The organism is Mycobacteriales bacterium (assembly GCA_035995165.1).
In the GTDB taxonomy this organism is placed as follows: domain Bacteria; phylum Actinomycetota; class Actinomycetes; order Mycobacteriales; family CADCTP01; genus CADCTP01.
This window is the reverse complement of sequence record DASYKU010000076.1, coordinates 16,291-32,981: the sequence shown is the minus strand read 5'-3', so window position 1 is coordinate 32,981 and position 16,691 is coordinate 16,291. Positions and strand designations below refer to the sequence as shown.

15 protein-coding genes and 1 pseudogene are annotated in these 16,691 nt (G+C 73.6%); 15 read left to right on the top strand and 1 reads right to left on the bottom strand.

Annotation, left to right across the window (positions count from 1 at the left end):
* From VGP36_12380 to nusB, 15 genes and pseudogenes are all read left to right on the top strand, one after another.
* The coding region (locus tag VGP36_12380; protein ID HEV7655511.1) for a replication-associated recombination protein A at window positions 1-1,236 on the top strand (1,236 nt) is incomplete at its 5' end.
* A gap of 197 nt (window positions 1,237-1,433) precedes the next feature.
* Window positions 1,434-3,539, top strand: a complete 2,106-nt coding sequence (locus VGP36_12375) for a S8 family peptidase (protein ID HEV7655510.1) — start codon at window positions 1,434-1,436, stop codon at window positions 3,537-3,539.
* A gap of 12 nt (window positions 3,540-3,551) precedes the next feature.
* Window positions 3,552-4,433, top strand: a pseudogene (locus tag VGP36_12370) (hypothetical protein).
* A 124-nt stretch (window positions 4,434-4,557) separates the two neighbouring features.
* Window positions 4,558-4,986: a DUF948 domain-containing protein gene (locus VGP36_12365; GenBank protein HEV7655509.1), complete on the top strand. Its 429-nt coding sequence runs from the start codon at window positions 4,558-4,560 to the stop codon at window positions 4,984-4,986.
* A 126-nt stretch (window positions 4,987-5,112) separates the two neighbouring features.
* Window positions 5,113-5,346, top strand: coding sequence for a hypothetical protein (locus tag VGP36_12360; GenBank protein HEV7655508.1), 234 nt, complete (start codon window positions 5,113-5,115; stop codon window positions 5,344-5,346).
* On the top strand, window positions 5,343-8,021 hold the full coding sequence (gene alaS, locus VGP36_12355) for an alanine--tRNA ligase (GenBank protein ID HEV7655507.1): 2,679 nt from the start codon (window positions 5,343-5,345) through the stop codon (window positions 8,019-8,021). The genes VGP36_12360 and alaS overlap by 4 nt, the downstream gene beginning before the upstream one ends.
* Window positions 8,018-8,482: a Holliday junction resolvase RuvX gene (ruvX, locus tag VGP36_12350; GenBank protein ID HEV7655506.1), complete on the top strand. Its 465-nt coding sequence runs from the start codon at window positions 8,018-8,020 to the stop codon at window positions 8,480-8,482. Before alaS ends, ruvX begins: the two co-directional genes overlap by 4 nt.
* Window positions 8,483-8,552: 70 nt before the next feature.
* Window positions 8,553-9,692 carry an endolytic transglycosylase MltG gene (mltG, locus tag VGP36_12345; GenBank protein ID HEV7655505.1) on the top strand — a complete coding sequence of 380 codons (1,140 nt, stop codon included), beginning with the start codon at window positions 8,553-8,555 and terminating at the stop codon, window positions 9,690-9,692.
* Between the two features lie 195 nt (window positions 9,693-9,887).
* On the top strand, window positions 9,888-10,571 hold the full coding sequence (locus VGP36_12340) for a prepilin peptidase (GenBank protein HEV7655504.1): 684 nt from the start codon (window positions 9,888-9,890) through the stop codon (window positions 10,569-10,571).
* A 12-nt stretch (window positions 10,572-10,583) separates the two neighbouring features.
* Window positions 10,584-11,762: a chorismate synthase gene (gene aroC / locus VGP36_12335; protein HEV7655503.1), complete on the top strand. Its 1,179-nt coding sequence runs from the start codon at window positions 10,584-10,586 to the stop codon at window positions 11,760-11,762.
* Entirely contained in the window at window positions 11,762-12,277 is a 516-nt protein-coding gene (locus tag VGP36_12330) for a shikimate kinase (protein HEV7655502.1), read from the top strand. Before aroC ends, VGP36_12330 begins: the two co-directional genes overlap by 1 nt.
* Entirely contained in the window at window positions 12,274-13,326 is a 1,053-nt protein-coding gene (gene aroB / locus VGP36_12325) for a 3-dehydroquinate synthase (GenBank protein ID HEV7655501.1), read from the top strand. The genes VGP36_12330 and aroB overlap by 4 nt, the downstream gene beginning before the upstream one ends.
* A gap of 10 nt (window positions 13,327-13,336) precedes the next feature.
* The gene (locus VGP36_12320) at window positions 13,337-14,419 is read left to right on the top strand and encodes a Xaa-Pro peptidase family protein (protein ID HEV7655500.1); all 1,083 of its coding nucleotides are present in this window, start codon (window positions 13,337-13,339) and stop codon (window positions 14,417-14,419) included.
* 73 nt (window positions 14,420-14,492) lie between these two features.
* Window positions 14,493-15,050: an elongation factor P gene (efp, locus tag VGP36_12315; protein HEV7655499.1), complete on the top strand. Its 558-nt coding sequence runs from the start codon at window positions 14,493-14,495 to the stop codon at window positions 15,048-15,050.
* Complete coding sequence (gene nusB, locus VGP36_12310) at window positions 15,050-15,502, top strand: transcription antitermination factor NusB (GenBank protein ID HEV7655498.1); 453 nt, start codon at window positions 15,050-15,052, stop codon at window positions 15,500-15,502. Before efp ends, nusB begins: the two co-directional genes overlap by 1 nt.
* A 266-nt stretch (window positions 15,503-15,768) precedes the next feature.
* On the opposite strand, the gene VGP36_12305 is transcribed toward nusB, so the two are convergent.
* Window positions 15,769-16,302 (bottom strand): transcriptional regulator, encoded by a 534-nt coding sequence (locus VGP36_12305; protein ID HEV7655497.1) that lies wholly within the window; start codon window positions 16,300-16,302, stop codon window positions 15,769-15,771.
* Between the last annotated feature and the right edge of the window lie 389 nt (window positions 16,303-16,691).

The window sequence follows — 16,691 nt, the reverse complement described above, 5'->3', positions numbered from 1 at the left end:
GTCGAGGGCGCCGCCCCGGCGTCGGTGCTGCTGTACGGGCCGCCGGGAACCGGGAAGACCACCCTGGCGACCCTCGTGTCCACCGCGATCGGCCGCCGGTTCGCCGCGCTGTCCGCGGTCTCGGCCGGCGTCAAGGAGGTCCGCGCGGTCATCGAGGCGGCCAAGCGCGACCTCGGCATGTCCGGCCGGCAGACCGTGCTGTTCATCGACGAGGTGCACCGGTTCTCCAAGACCCAGCAGGACTCGCTGCTGGGCGCGGTCGAGGACCGGGTGGTCACGCTGGTCGCGGCGACGACCGAGAACCCGTTCTTCTCGGTGGTCAGCCCGCTGCTGTCCCGCTCGCTGCTGCTGACCCTGGAGCCGCTGACCGACGAGGACATCACGATCCTGGTCCGGCGGGCGCTGGCCGAGGAGCGCGGCCTCGGCGGCCGGCTCCAGCTGGATCAGGACGCCGCCGACCACCTGCTGCGGATCGCCGACGGGGACGCGCGCCGGGCGCTGACCGCGCTGGAGGCCGGCGCCGGAGCGGCCCAGGCGAAGGGCGAGGACCGGATCACGCTGGCGACGCTGGAGACCGCGGTGGACCGGGCCGCGGTCCGCTACGACCGCGACGGCGACCAGCACTACGACGTGACCAGCGCGTTCATCAAATCGATGCGCGGCTCGGACGTGGACGCGTCGCTGCACTACCTGGCCCGGATGATCGAGGCGGGGGAGGACGCGCGGTTCATCGCCCGCCGGATCATGATCCTGGCCAGCGAGGACATCGGCGAGGCCGACCCGACCGCGCTGCCGCTGGCGGTCGCGGCCGCACAGGCGACGCAGCTGGTGGGCCTTCCGGAGGCCGGGATCATCCTGTCCCAGGCGGTGATCCACTGCGCGCTGGCGCCGAAGTCGAACGCGGTGGTGGCCGCGCTCGGCAAGGCCCGGGCCGACGTCAAGGCCGGGCTGGCCGGTGCGGTGCCGGGCCACCTGCGCGACGCCCACTACGCCGGCGCGAAGGCGATCGACCACGGCAAGGGCTACCGGTACGCGCACGACTTCCCCGGTGGCGTCGCCGAGCAGCAGTACGCGCCGGATGCGGTCGCCGGCCGCGACTACTACACCCCCTCCGACCACGGCGCCGAGCGCGGCGCCGCCGACCGGGTGGCGCGGCTGCGGGCCGTCCTGCGGGGGGACCGAGAGGACTCAGAGCGTGACGGCCGTACGGCCGATGGGGTGAACCCTCCGCAGTAGTACGGCCGTTCGGCCGCCGAGATCCTGGTTCTGGTGGCGTGCCGGCAAAGAGTCCGCTAAGTAATCGGACACGGCGCCCGTGCGGCCTCACCGCACCCGCCGGCCGCGGCCCACCCGGTCCGCGGCCGACTCCACGCCCTGCCGGTCCACCTGCCGGCCGGGCGTGCGGTCACCGGTCCCGTACGGAAGGACGACCGTTGACTCCCTCTCCCACCCGCCGGCGCCGAGCAGCCGCCGGCTTGGGCGCGTTCGCGCTGGTCGCCGGTTTGGCGACGACGATCGCGACCGCGCCGACCGCCGCGGCCGCACCGGCCCAGGGCACCGCCAACTACCTGGTACAGCTCACCGACGCGCCCGCCGCGACCTACACCGGCGGGGTCGCCGGGTACGCGGGCACGAGGCCGACCGCCGGCAGCAAGATCGACGCCGCCGCCCCGACCGTCGCCCGCTACCGCGGCTACCTCGCGCAGCGCCAGGACGGCGTGCTGCGGGGGGCCGCATCCGCGCGTGCGTTCCACCGCTACTCAGTGACCTTCAACGGCTTCGCGGCCAGCATGAGCACGGTGGACGCGGCCAAGCTGGCCCGCACCCCGGGCGTGAAGGCCGTGATCAAGGACGAGAAGCGGACCCTCGACACGACCCGGACGCCGGAGTTCCTCGGGCTCACCAAGAAGGGTGGGATCTGGGACCAGCTCGGCGGCCCGCAGCGGGATGCCGGCGCCGGTGTGGTCGTCGCCGACCTGGACTCGGGCCTGTGGCCGGAGAACCCGTCGGTGGCGCCGCTGCGCAACCCGAAGCCGGTGCGCCAGTTCGCCGGCACCTGCCAGACCGGTGAGCAGTGGGACGCCTCCGACTGCACCACGAAGGTGATCGGCGCGCGGTACTACACCGCCGGCGTCACCGCGAGCATCGGCGACATCAAGACCGCCTTCCCGTACGAGTTCATCTCGGCGCGCGACGCCGACGGGCACGGCACCCACACCGCCACCACCGCGGCCGGCAACTTCAACGTGCCGGTGAGCGTGGCCGGCCAGCCGTTCGGCAACGCCAGCGGCATGGCGCCGAACGCGCGGCTGTCGATCTACAAGATCTGCTGGGGCCGGGGCGAGCCCGAGGCGGGCTGCTTCACCTCCGACTCCGTGCAGGCGATCGAGGACGCGACCACCGACGGTGCCGACGTCATCAACTTCTCCATCTCCGGCAGCCTGACCAGCTCGGTCGACGCGGTCGAGCTGGCGTTCTTCGGCGCGGCCCAGGCCGGCGTGTTCGTGTCCACCTCGGCCGGCAACGACGGCCCGGGCGCCTCGACCGTCGCGCACAACACCCCGTGGGAGATGTCGGTCGCGGCCGGCACCCTGGACCGGGCCAACACCAAGTCGGTGACCCTGGGCAACGGGCAGACGTTCACCGGCGTCGGCCTCGGCCCGGCGGTGCCGAGCTCGCCGATCGCGCTGTCCAGCACGGTCGGCGCGGCCGGGCAGGACCCGGACGACGTCCGGCTCTGCTTCCTCAACTCGCTCGACCCGGCCAAGGTCACCGGCAAGATCATCGTCTGTGACCGCGGTGTCAACGACCGGGTGGAGAAGAGCGCCGAGGTCAAGCGGGCCGGCGGCGTCGGCATGGTGCTGGCCAACACCGCGCCGAACTCGCTGAACGCCGACATCCACGTGGTGCCGACCGTGCACGTGGACGAGGTCGCGGGTGCCGCGATCAAGGCGTACGTGTCCGGCACTGCGAGCCCGACCGCGGCGCTGTCCGCGGGCGTGGCCCAGCTCGGGGTCAAGGCGCCGCAGGTGGCCTCGTTCTCCTCCCGCGGGCCCGCGCTCGCGGCGGACGGCGACCTGCTCAAGCCGGACATCCTGGCTCCGGGCGTGGACGTCATCGCCGGGTTCTCCCCGGCCAACAACGGCCGCGACTACGACTTCCTGTCCGGGACGTCGATGTCCAGCCCGCACATCGCCGGCCTCGGCGCGCTGCTGATCCAGAAGCACCCGCGCTGGTCGCCGATGATGATCAAGTCGGCGCTGCTGACCACCGCGTCGGTGAAGGACAACAAGGGCGCGCCGATCAGCAACGACTCCGGCGAGGTCGCCACCGCGTTCGACTACGGCTCCGGCCAGGTCAACGTCAACGGCGCGGCCGACCCGGGCCTGGTCTACGACAGCAACTCGACCGACTGGGTCCGGTGGCTGTGCGGGTCCGGGCAGCTCGCCGCGACCAGCTCGGCCTGCAGCCTGCTGGGCAGCACCGACCCGAGCGACCTCAACCAGCCGAACATCGCGATCGGCGCGCTGGCCGGCTAGCAGACGGTCACCCGCACGGTGACCGGGGTCAGCAACCAGGGCTCGTCGAACTGGACGCCGAAGATCGTGGCGCCGGCCGGCGTCCAGGTCTCGGTGTCGCCGCGGACGCTGAAGGTCAGGTCGGGCCAGAAGGCGACCTACAAGGTCACCTTCACCCGCACCTCGGCGACCTTCGACGAGTACGCGTTCGGCTCGCTGACCTGGTCGAACGGCAAGTTCTCGGTGCGCAGCCAGCTCGTCGTGCAGCCGGTCGCGGCCGCCGCGCCGAGCCAGGTCGTGGGCACCGGCCCGGCCGGCTCGACCGCGATCAGCGTGACCCCCGGCTTCACCGGCACGCTGAGCAGCACCGTCGACGGTCTGGTGGCGGCGGACGTCCGCTCGCCGGCCCTGCAGCCGGCCGGCCCGGGCTTCGACCCGGCCGACCCGGCGACCAGCACCCGGACGGCCAGGGAGACGCTGACGATCCCGGCCGGCACCACGGTCGCCCAGCACTCCACCTTCGATGCCGACTTCCCGGCCGGCACCGACGTCGACCTCTTCCTGTACGAGGCCGGCACGTCGAACCTCGTCGCGCAGAGCGCCGGCGGTTCGGCCGAGGAGACGATCCGGCTGGAGAACCCGACGGCCGGGTCGTACGACCTGTACGTGGTGCTCTTCGGGGTGCCGACGGGGACGACCGGGCTGACGGTGCCCACGTACCTGTGGGCGCTGGACGGCGCGGCCAAGGGCAACCTCACGGTGACCCCGGCCGGCGTGCCGGCCACCGCGGGGACGCCGGTCACGCTCACGGCGGCGTGGAGCGGCCTGACGGCCGGCTCGCGCTACCTCGGCCGGATCTCCTACGGCGACGGGACGACGACGGCGGGCGGCACGTTCGTCCGCGTCGACGCGTAACACCGCACTGAACGAAGGGCCCGGCCGGGACACCCCGGCCGGGCCCCTCGTGCGTGAGGCACCTCCAGGCAGACGGTAGGGTCTGGCGGTCCGCGACCGGGGTTGTTGCTGAGGGGGTCCGCGCGTGTCGGCAGGGGAGTGGGCCGCGATCATCGCGGCCATCGCGTTCGGCGTTCTCGTGCTGCTGCTGTCCGTGCCGATCCTGAAGCTGGGCCGGACGCTGGACGAGACGACGCTGGCCATCCGCAAGGCGCACGAGGGCGCGCAGCCGCTGCTGACCTCGGCCCAGACGACGATGGACCAGGTCAACCGCGAGCTGGAACGGGTGGAGGGCATCACCCAGAACGCGCAGGCGGTGACCAGCAACGCCGCCGCGCTCTCGTCGGTCTTCGCCACCACGCTGGGCGGGCCGGCCATCAAGGTCGCCGCGTTCTCGTACGGGATCCGCCGGGCCGCGCAGAACCGGCGCAAGGCCGAGGCCGAGAACACCGCCAAGGCTGCGGTCAAGGCCGACCGCAAGGCGGCCCGCGCCGCCAAGCGCGCCGGTCTGTAGCCCGCGCGCAAATCCTCTGGTGCGCCGAGCGCACCATGGACGAGGACAACCAGTCCCGCGAACTCGTGCTAGCCAACCGGCGAGACGACCAAGAAACTGTGAAAGAGGGTGACGACGGTGAGGCGCATGTTCTGGCTCGCACTGGGGGTCACGGTCGGCGCTCTCGTGGTGCGCAAGCTGTCCAAGACGGCGGAGCAGCTCTCCCCGCGCGGCCTGTCGCAGTCGCTGCAGGGCCTCGCGGACGCGCTGCGGGACTTCGTCGACGAGGTCCGCGAGGGCGCGGCGGTCCGGGAGTCCGAGCTGAGCGAGGGCAGCGGCCTGGACGGGCGGCTCGGCGCGAAGCCGGAGGACTTCCGATGAGGTCGGCGGAGATCAAGAGCCGCTTCACCGACTACTTCGAGCGCAACGGGCACACGGTCGTCCCGTCGGCCAGCCTGATCCTGGACGACCCGACGCTGCTGTTCGTCAACGCGGGCATGGTGCCGTTCAAGCCCTATCTGCAGGGCATCGAGACGCCGCCCTACCCGCGCGCGACGAGCGTGCAGAAGTGCCTGCGGACGCTGGACATCGACGAGGTCGGCAAGACCGCGCGGCACGGCACGTTCTTCCAGATGGCGGGCAACTTCTCCTTCGGCGACTACTTCAAGGAAGGCGCGATCACCGCGGCCTGGGAGCTGCTCACCAACTCCCAGGACGACGGCGGGTACGGCTTCGCGCCGGACCGGCTCTGGCCGACCGTCTACCGGGACGACGACGAGGCCTTCGGCATCTGGAACAAGCTCATCGGCGTGCCCGAGGAGCGCATCCAGCGCCGCGGGATGGCGGACAACTACTGGTCGATGGGCGTACCCGGCCCGTGCGGCCCGTGCTCGGAGATCTTCTTCGACCGCGGCCCGGAGTACGGCCCGGACGGCGGCCCGATCGTCGACGAGGAGCGCTTCCTCGAGGTCTGGAACCTGGTCTTCATGCAGTTCGAGCGGGGACCGGGGCCGGGCAAGGACGGCTGGCCGATCCTCGGCGAGCTGCCGAAGAAGAACATCGACACCGGCATGGGCGTCGAGCGGATGGCGTACCTGCTGCAGGGCAAGCAGAACCTCTACGAGATCGACGAGGTCTTCCCGGTCCTGGAGCGGGCGGCGGAGCTGACCGGCACGGCGTACGGGTCCGACGGCGGCGCGGACGTCCGGTTGCGGGTGGTCGCCGACCACGTCCGGTCGGCGATGATGATCATGGCGGACGGCGTCACCCCGTCCAACGAGGGCCGTGGCTACGTGCTGCGCCGGCTGCTGCGCCGGGTCATCCGCTCGGTCCGGCTGCTGGGCTACCCGGGCGCGTCGCTGCCCGAGCTGCTGCCGGCCTCCCGGGACGCGATGGCGCCGTCGTACCCGGAGGTGGCGACCGACTTCGAGCGCATCTCCACCTACGCGTACGCGGAGGAGGAGACCTTCGCGCAGACGCTGCGCGCGGGCACCGCGATCCTGGACACCGCGGTCCGCGAGACCAAGCAGCGCGGCGGCGGGACGCTGCCGGGCGCGCAGGCGTTCCAGCTGCACGACACGTACGGGTTCCCGATCGACCTGACCCTGGAGATGGCCGGCGAGCAGGGCCTGACGGTCGACGAGGACGGGTTCCGCGCGCTGATGGCGGAGCAGCGGCAGCGGGCGAAGGCGGACGCGCAGTCCCGCAAGGGCGGCGGCGGGGCCGGTGTCTCGGCGGCGGCGTACCGGGAGCTGCGGGCGCGCGGCGCGACCGACTTCATCGCGCACTCGGCGCTGGAGTCCGAGTCGACCGTCGTCGGCCTGGTCCGCGACGGCGAGCTCGTCCCCGGCGCGACCGAGGGCGAGGTGGTCGAGCTGGTGCTGGACGTGACCCCGTTCTACGCGGAGTCCGGCGGCCAGGACTCCGACGCCGGCCACCTCACCGGCGACGGGCTCGAGCTCGAGGTCGTCGACGTGCAGCGGCCGATCAAGGGCCTGGTCGTGCACACGGTGCGGGTCGTCAGCGGCGAGGTCGCGGCCGGCCGGACCGTGCACGCGCAGGTCGACCGGGAGTGGCGGCTGGGCGCCTGCCAGGCCCACTCCGGCACCCACGTCGTGCACGCGGCGCTGCGCCAGGTGCTCGGCCCGACCGCGCTGCAGGCGGGGTCGTACAACAGGCCGGGCTACCTGCGGCTGGACTTCTCCTGGCCGCAGCAGCTGTCGACGGAGACCCGCAGCGAGGTCGAGGAGGTCGCGAACCTGGCGATCCGCTCCGACCTGCCGGTGCAGGCGTTCTTCACCACGCTGCCGGAGGCGCGCCGGATCGGGGCGCTGGCCCTGTTCGGGGAGACGTACGACGAGGAGGTCCGGGTCGTCGAGATCGGCGGCGAGTGGTCCCGCGAGCTCTGCGGGGGCACCCACGTCCGGCACTCCTCGCAGGTCGGCCCGCTGGCGATCACCAGCGAGGCGTCCGTCGGCGCGGGCATGCGCCGGGTCGAGGCGCTGGTCGGGCACGACTTCTTCGGCTACCTGCGGCGCGAGCGGGCGCTGGTCGACGGGCTGACGCAGACCCTGCGGGTGCCCGCGGACCAGGTCCCGGAGCGGGTCCAGTCGCTGATCGACCGGCTGCGGACGGCGGAGAAGGAGCTCGACCGGCTGCGGGCGGAGTCCGTGCTGGCCGGTGCGGGCGCGCTGGCGGCGGCGGCCAGGGACGTCGGCGGGGTCGCGGTCGTGGCGAACGAGGTGCCCGGCGGGCTCGGCGGCGGCGAGCTGCGCACGCTCGTGCTCGACGTCCGGGGTCGGCTGTCCCCGGACCGGGCCGGCGTGGTCGCGCTGGTCTCCCGGGCCGACGGCAAGGTCGCGTTCACGGTGGCCACCAACGAGGCCGCCCGGCTGCGCGGGCTGTCCGCGGGCGACGTCGTGAAGGCGATGGCGCCATCGGTCGGGGGCCGCGGCGGGGGCCGGGACGACGTCGCCCAGGGCGGCGGCACCGAGCCCGACGGCATCCCCGAGGCGCTCCTGCTGGTCGAGCACGTCATCGGGCAGCGCACCGCGTGACCGTCTCCGATCGCGCGCCGGAGGAGTGGCTGGACGGTGTCCGGATCGGGGTCGACGTCGGCACCGTCCGGGTCGGGGTCGCGGCCAGCGATCCCGGCGGGGTCCTCGCGACCCCGCTGGCGACGCTGGCCCGCGACCTCCGCGGTGGCGCCGATCTGGTCAAGCTGGCCCGGCTGGTGGCCGAGCGGGAGGCCGTCGAGGTCGTCGTCGGGCTGCCCCGGTCGCTGTCGGGCAAGTCCGGGCCGGCCGCCCGGTCCGCCCGCGAGTACGCCGAAGCGCTCGCGGAGCGTGTCGACCCGATCCCGGTGCGTTTGTCCGACGAGCGGCTGACCACCGTTGCGGCAACTCGTCGTCTCGCCGAGGCGGGCACACGGGGACGTAAGGGACGTCAGGTCGTTGACCGCTCGGCCGCGGTGCTCATACTTCAGGGATGGTTGGACGCCGCCCGGAGGACTTCGTGACTGTTTTGCGCTCCGTAACCGATCTGTCACTGGGGCTGGATCGGGCCGGTCGGTGACGACGGGCCGGCAGATGGACCGCGACGAGATCGACCTCTTCGCTCCCGCCGACCCGTACGGGCGGCCGAGCCGGTCCGAGCGCCGCCGCAGCGAGGTCGAGCGGCGCAAGCGCCGCCGTCGCCGGATCCTCCTGCCGTTGCTGGTGCTCATCCTCGTCGGCGGACTCGGTGCCGGCGCCCTCATCGGCGGCCGGTCGCTGACGAGCAAGTTCGGCACCACCCCCGACTTCGCCGGTGCCGGCAGCGGCGAGGTGCTGCTGGTCGTCAAGCCGGGCGACACCGCCACCGACATCGCGGCCACGATGGTCACCCAGGGCATCGTGAAGAGCGAGAAGGCGTTCACCAAGGCGGCCAAGGAGAACGCGGCCGCGCTCGGGATCCAGCCCGGGACGTACAAGCTGCACAAGGAGATGAGCGGCGCCGCGGCGCTGACGCTGATCCTCGACCCGACCGCGCGGGTGCTGTCCCGGGTGACGGTCCCCGAGGGCCTCTCGGTCAAGGACACGCTCGCGCTGATCGCCTCGAAGTCGAAGCTGAAGATCGCCGACCTGCAGGCCGCGGCCAGGGACTCCGCCGCGCTGGAGCTGCCGGACTACGCCAAGGGCAACCCGGAGGGCTTCCTCTTCCCGGAGACCTACGACCTCGATCCCGACACCACGGCCGCCACGCTGCTGAAGGACATGGTCGACCAGTACAAGGCGAAGGTCTCCGACAGCGGGCTGATCGAGCAGGCCGCGGCCAAGCACCTGACGCCGTACGAGCTGCTGATCGTGGCTTCGCTGGTGGAGAAGGAGACCCAGCAACCGGACGAGCGGTCCAAGGTCGCGCGGGTCATCTACAACCGGCTGGACCAGAACTTCTTCCTCGGCGTCGACGCCGCCGTGCTCTACGGGCTGGGTCGCTCCAAGGGCGGGCTGTCCGCGGCCGACCTGGCGAAGAAGACGCCGTACAACAACCGGCTGGTCAAGGGGTTGCCGCCGACGCCGATCGCGAACCCCGGGCTGGCCTCGCTACAGGCCGCGGCGGCGCCGGCGTCCGGGCCGTACCTGTACTACGTGCTGGACGCCGACCACCCGGGGCACCACCTGTTCACCGACGACCGGGACGTCTTCAACACGGCCAAGGCCAAGTGCCAGGCGGCTCACCTCTGCTGATCCCCGTCGGGGGCGGCCCCCGTAACCCCCGGGCGGGACTCGGGCGCGGTGCCGGACCCGGCCCGACCTCGTCCACCGGGCCCCGCCGCCGGCGGAGGACCCCATCCCCGTGACCTGACCGCCGAGCCGGCCGCGGGCGGCATGGCCTGTGGACGACCTGGGTGGGGCGGGGTCGGCGGCCGGTAGGGTCCGCGCGTGGTTGCGGGCGGGCTGGGTGCGGTGCTCGGGATCGTGCTGGGCCCGTTCCTGGCCGGGTTGACGCTGGCGGTGCCGGCCGACGACCCGTGGCTGGGCAAGCGCTGGTGGCGCGGCGGCCAGGCCTCGCCGCGCCGGATCGCGGTCGGCACCGTGCTGGCCGCGGTGGCGCTGGCCGCGGTCGGCGCCGCGATCGGGCTCGCCCCGGAGCTGCCGGCCTTCCTCGGGCTGGCCGCGGTCGGCGTCACGCTGGCCGTGATCGACCTGGACTGCCTGCGGCTGCCGGACCGCCTCACGCTCCCGTCGTACCCGGCCGGGCTGGCGCTGCTGGCCGTCCCGGCCGACTGGTCCGCACTCGGCCGGGGGGTGCTCGGCGCGCTCGCCGCCGGGGGAGCGGCGCTGCTGCTGGCCCTGGTCGCCCCGAGCGGCGGCCTCGGTCTCGGTGACGTGAAGCTGCTCGGACTGCTCGGGCTGTTCCTGGGCTGGCTCGGCTGGGGCGTGCTCGTGCTCGGCGTCGCGTTCGGCTTCGGCATCGGCGCGCTGGCCGCGATCGCGATGCTCGCCTCGCGCCGGGCCGGCCTGCGCGACCACCTCGCGTTCGGGCCCTGGCTGATCGCGGGTGCGCTCGTCGCGGTGGTGGTCGGGCCGGCCGTGGTCGACAGTTATCTGACCGCCGGGACATGACACGATGAACCCGTGTTGCGCTGGCTGACCGCAGGGGAGTCGCACGGTCCGGCGTTGGTCGCGGTGCTCGAGGGCCTGCCCGCCGATGTCCGGGTCACCTCCGACGACGTGGCCGACGCGCTGGCCCGCCGCCGGCTCGGCTACGGGCGCGGCGCCCGGATGAAGTTCGAGCGGGACGAGGTCGAGCTGACCGGCGGCGTCCGGCACGGCCGCACCATGGGCGGCCCGGTGGCGCTGCGCATCGGCAACACCGAGTGGCCGAAGTGGACGACCGTGATGAGCGCCGACCCGGTGCCGGCCGAGGAGCTGGAGGGGGTGGCCCGCAACGCGCCGCTGACCCGGCCCCGGCCCGGCCACGCCGACCTCGTCGGCATGCAGAAGTACGGCTTCGACGACGCCCGCCCGATCCTGGAGCGGGCCAGCGCCCGGGAGACCGCGGCCCGGGTCGCGCTCGGTGCGGTCGCCAAGGCGTTCTTGGAGCAGGCCGCGGGCGTCAGCGTGCTTTCCCATGTGGTCCGGATCGGGACGATCGCCGTGCCGTACGGGACGCTGCCCGGCCCGGACGACCTCGGCACCGTCGACGAGTCCCCGGTGCGCTGCTTCGACCCGGAGACCGGCGAGCGGATGGTCGGCGAGATCGACGCCGCCCGCAGAGACGGCGACACCCTCGGCGGCGTGGTCGAGGTCGTCGCGCACGGCCTGCCGCCGGGTCTCGGCAGCCACGTGCACGGCGACCGCCGGCTGGACTCCCGGCTGGCCGGCGCGCTGATGGGCATCCAGGCGATCAAGGGCGTGGAGGTCGGCGACGGTTTCGACCTGGCCGCCCGGCGCGGCTCGCAGGCCCACGACGAGATCGAGAGCGGCCCGACCGGGCTGCGCCGCCGTACCGGCCGCTCCGGCGGCACCGAGGGCGGCATGAGCACCGGCGAGCCGCTGCGGGTCCGGGCCGCGATGAAGCCGATCTCGACCGTGCCGAAGGCGCTGGCCACCGTCGACGTGGCCACCGGCGAGCCGGCGGTGGCGATCAACCAGCGCTCGGACGTCTGCGCGGTGCCGGCCGCGGGTGTGGTGGCCGAGGCGATGGTCGCGCTGGTGCTGGCCGAGGCGGTGCTGGAGAAGTTCGGCGGCGACTCGGTGGCCGAGACCGCGCGGAACGTCCGGGGCTACCTGGACACCCTGGTGGTCAAGTAATGCCGCCGCGGGTGGTGCTGGTCGGTCCGCCCGGCGCCGGCAAGACGACGGTCGGGGCCCTGGTGGCGCAGCGGCTCGGCGTGCCGGTCGGCGACACCGACGACGAGATCGTCGCCCGCACCGGCAAGCCGATCGCGGAGATCTTCGTCGAGGACGGCGAGGAGGCGTTCCGGGCGCTGGAGCGGGACGCGGTCGCCGACGGGCTGGCGGAGTTCGACGGCGTGCTCGTGCTCGGCGGCGGCGCGGTCCTCGCGCCGGAGACCCGGGCCCGGCTGGCCGGCCACCCGGTGGTGTTCCTGGCCACCGGGGTGCCGGCCTCGGCCGCCCGGATCGGGCTGAACCGGGACCGGCCGCTGCTGCTGGGCAACCCGCGCCAGCAGCTGCGCGCGCTGCTGGACGCCCGGCTGCCGCTCTACCAGGAGGTCGCCGCGGCCACGGTCGACACCGACGAGCTCACCCCGGACGAGGTCGCCGCCGCGGTCGTCGCCGCGGTCGCGGCGCTGGACCCGGCGTGACCGTCACCATCCCGGTCGGCGACCCCGTCGCGTACGAGGTGGTGGTGGGCGAAGGCCTGGACGACCGGGTCCCCGGCCTGCTGCCCGGCGCCGCCCAGGTCGCGCTGGTGCATCCGCCCACGCTGGCCGAGCGGGCCGCCGTGATCGCGGAGGTGCTGGGCGCGGCCGGGCTGGCCGTGCTGCCGCTGCCGGTGCCGGACGGCGAGGCGGCCAAGACGCTGCGGGTCGCCGGGGACTGCTGGGACGGGCTCGGCGCGGCCGGTTTCACCCGCTCCGACGCGATCGTCGGTCTCGGCGGCGGCGCCACCACCGACCTGGCCGGCTGGGTCGCCGCGGCCTGGCTGCGCGGCGTCCGGGTGCTGCAGCTGCCGACCACCCTGCTGGGCATGGTCGACGCCGCCGTCGGCGGCAAGACCGGCATCGACGTCGCCGCCGGCAAGAACCTGGTCGGCGCGTTCCACCCGCCGGCCGGCGTGCTCTGCGACCTGACCGCGCTGGCCACCTTGCCGCCGGCGGACTACCGCGCCGGGCTGGCCGAGGTGGTCAAGTGCGGGTTCATCGCCGACCCGGCGATCCTGGACCTGATCGAGCGCGACGGCCCGGCCGCGCCGGCCGGCGAGCTGGTCGAGCGGGCGGTCCGGGTGAAGGCCGGCGTGGTCACCCGGGACCTGCGCGAGAGCGGCGAGCGCGAGCACCTCAACTACGGCCACACGCTGGCGCACGCGATCGAGAAGCGCGAGCGGTACTCCATCCGGCACGGCGACGCGGTCTCGATCGGCCTCGTCTTCGCCGCCGCCCTGGGCGCGGCCGCGGACCGGCTGGACCGGCCGACCGCGACCCGGCACAAGGCCGTGCTGGCCGCACTCGGCCTCCCGGTCTCCTACGACGCGGCCGGCTGGGCGGAACTGCACGAGGCGATGCGGGTGGACAAGAAGGCCCGCGGCGCGGTGCTGCGGTTCGTGGTCCTCGACGGCCTGGCCCGGCCGGGCATCCTGGCCGACCCGGGACCCGAGCTGCTGGCGGCGGCCTGGACGGCGGTCGCCCGGTAGGTTGGCAGGCGTGAGTGCTCCCGCCGACCGCCGTGCCCTGCTGCGCGACCGGGTCCGGGCCGCCGGCCTGGACGCGGTGCTGGTGACCCGGCTGGTCAACGTCCGCTACCTGACCGGCTTCACCGGCTCCAACGCGGCGCTGCTGGTGCCCGCGGACGGCCCGGACGTGCTGTGCACCGACGGCCGCTACACGATCCAGGCGGGCCTGCAGTCGCCGGACGTCGAGCTGCTCGTCGAGCGGGCCAGCGCGACCGCGCTGGCCGAGCGCGCGGCCAAGGCCGCGTACGGGCGGCTCGGCTTCGAGTCCCACGACGTCACCGTCGACCTGCACGCGGCGCTGGCCGAGAAGGCCGGCGGCGAGCTGGTCAGCATCCGGCGCGCGGTCGAGGAGCTGCGGGCGGTCAAGGACGACGGCGAGATCGCGCTGCTGCGGGAGGCCTGCGCGATCGCCGACCGGGCGCTGGCCGACCTGATCGCGGCCGGCGGCCTGTCCGCCGGCCGGACCGAGCTGGCGGTCGGCCGCGACCTCGACGCCCGGATGCTCGGCCACGGCGCGAGCGCGCCCAGCTTCGAGACGATCGTCGCCACCGGGCCGAACTCGGCCATCCCGCACCACCGCCCGGAGGACCGGCCGCTGGAGCGGGGCGACTTCGTCAAGCTCGACTTCGGCGCCGAGTACGGCGGCTACCACTCCGACATGACCCGCACGTTCGTCCTCGGCGAGCCCGCCGACTGGCAGCGCGAGGTGTACGGGCTGGTGCACACCGCCCAGGCCGCGGGCCGGGCCGCGCTGGAGATCGGCGCCGACGTCCGCGCGATCGACGCGGCCGCCCGGGACGTCATCGCCGCGGCCGGCCGGGCCGAGGAGTTCGGGCACGGGCTGGGGCACGGCGTCGGCCTGGAGATCCACGAGGCCCCGGCGCTGAGCCCGCTCGGCGCCGGTACACTGGCCGATCGGATGGCCGTCACCGTGGAGCCGGGGGTCTACCTCCCTGACCGCGGGGGCGTCCGCATCGAGGACACCCTCATCGTCCGCGAGGGCACCGAGCCGGCGCTGCTGACGCTGTCGTCCAAGGACCTCACGGTCCTCTAGAAGCATCCAGTCCCCTGACCGGCGGAACGACCAGGAAACCGTCAAGTCCCCTGAGCGTGCGGAGAGCATCGGCGTGGCCACCACGAACGACCTGAAGAACGGACTCGTGCTCGACCTGGACGGCCAGCTCTGGGCCGTCGTCCAGTTCCAGCACGTCAAGCCCGGCAAGGGCGGCGCCTTCGTGCGCACCACGCTGAAGAACGTGCTCTCCGGCAAGGTCGTCGACCGCACGTTCAACGCCGGCACCAAGGTGGAGACCGCGACCGTCGACAAGCGCTCGATGACGTTCCTCTACCGCGAGGGCGAGGACTTCGTCTTCATGGACGGCGACACGTACGAGCAGGTCCAGGTGCCGGCCGCGACGGTCGCCGACGGCGCCGGCTACCTGCTGGAGAACACCGAGGCCATGGTGGCCATGCATGAGGGCGTCGCGCTGTACGTGGAGCTGCCGACCAGCGTCGAGCTGGTCATCGCGCAGACCGACCCGGGCCTGCAGGGCGACCGCTCCACCGGCGGCACCAAGCCGGCCACGCTGGAGACCGGGGCGACGATCCAGGTCCCGCTGTTCGTCACCACCGGCGAGAAGGTCAAGGTGGACACCCGCGACGGGCGTTACCTCGGCCGCTCCTGATGGCCGCTCGGAGCAAGGCCCGCAAGCGGGCCGTGGACGTCCTCTACGAGTCCGACGTGCGTGGCGCCGACCCGGTGACCACGCTGGCGGAGCGGCTGTCCCAGGCCGACCCGCCGATCCCGGAGTACGCGGTGGACCTCGTCGAGGGCGTCACCGGCAACCTCGCACTGATCGACGAGACGCTCTCCGAGCACTCCGAGGGCTGGACCGTGGAACGGATGCCGGCGGTGGACCGGGCCGTGCTGCGGCTGGCGCTCTACGAGCTGCTGGTCCGGGACGACATCCCGGACGCGGTGGTGATCGACGAGGCGGTCGAGCTGGCCAAGTCGCTGTCGACCGACGAGTCGCCGCGCTTCGTCAACGGCATCCTCGGGCGCGTACTGCGCGAACGCCTCGCCGCACCCCCGGCCCCCGAGCCCCTGCCGCCGGCCCCCGCCGAGCAGCCCGGCTGACAAGCATCGCCGCGGCCGGCGCCCCGTGATCGGGTCGCCCCCGCCGCACGTCCCGACACCCCTCTGATCGCGGCCGGCCTGTCCGCACAGGACCACGGCCCTGATCGCGGCCGGCCGTCGCATGGCCCGGACACGGCGACGGCCGGACCCTGACTGGGCCGGCCGTTCCTGTCCGCACGGGCAGCGGCCGGCCCGGATCGCGTCCGGACGCGGCGGAGGCCGGCGCCCGGTGATCGGGCGCCGGCCTCCCCGTGGGCCGTGACGAACTACGAGCGGTCGGCGGAGCGCCGATCGTCCGAGCGCCGGTCGAGCGCCGGGTCGATGCTGCGCGCGTCCGGCGCGAGCACTCCCCACTCGATCAGCCGCTCGGTCAGCTCGCCCTCGGACAGGTCGTAGATGATCGACAGCGACCGCAGGTCCTCGCCCCGGATGGACAGGACCTTGTTGTTGTAGTCGCCGCGCTGGCTCTGTATCGCCTGCGCGTAACGGGCGAGCGGGCCGACCTGGTCCGGCGGCAGCTGGAACAGCCGCTCCAGGTTCAGCACGATCTTCTGGGCCGGGGTGGCCGAGGACGCCGCGCGCCCCTCGGGCAACAGCTCGCTGACGGGCACGCCGTAGAAGTCGGCGAGCTCCGCGAGCTTCTGCACCGTGACCGCACGGTCGCCGCGCTCGTACGAGCCGACGACGACGGCCTTCCATCGGCCCTTGGACTTCTTTTCAACGCCGTGCAGCGAGAGCCCCTGCTGCGTGCGGATCGCGCGCAGACGGGCGCCGAGGGCCCTGGCGTAGTCGCTGGTCATTCCGTTGCGCTCCATCTCCGGTGCGACACCGAGCACTGTCATGTCTGGCCCCCCGCGCTTCGACTACGGAGCGTGACCGTAAGCCGTATGACGCTCCGAGGTCAAGCCGGCTTGCCGAAGATCGTCCCCACTCGTCACCCGGAGTAGCCCATGTGGCGAGCCGTAGCCTTGGGAAATCACCTGTTCGGGTGACACATTTCCGGGTCAATGACGCAACATGACTGCGACGCGCCACCGTTCCGTCAAGCGTATGCCCTGTCGGTGTCCGTCGAGATGGCCGATGGTGCACCTCCTCGGTGGCGTCTTTGCCGTTTCAACTCATCACGCTCCGGCGTGCGTTCCGGCTCACCACCACAGCCCGCTGCTACCGTGGCCGCCGTCAGACGTCC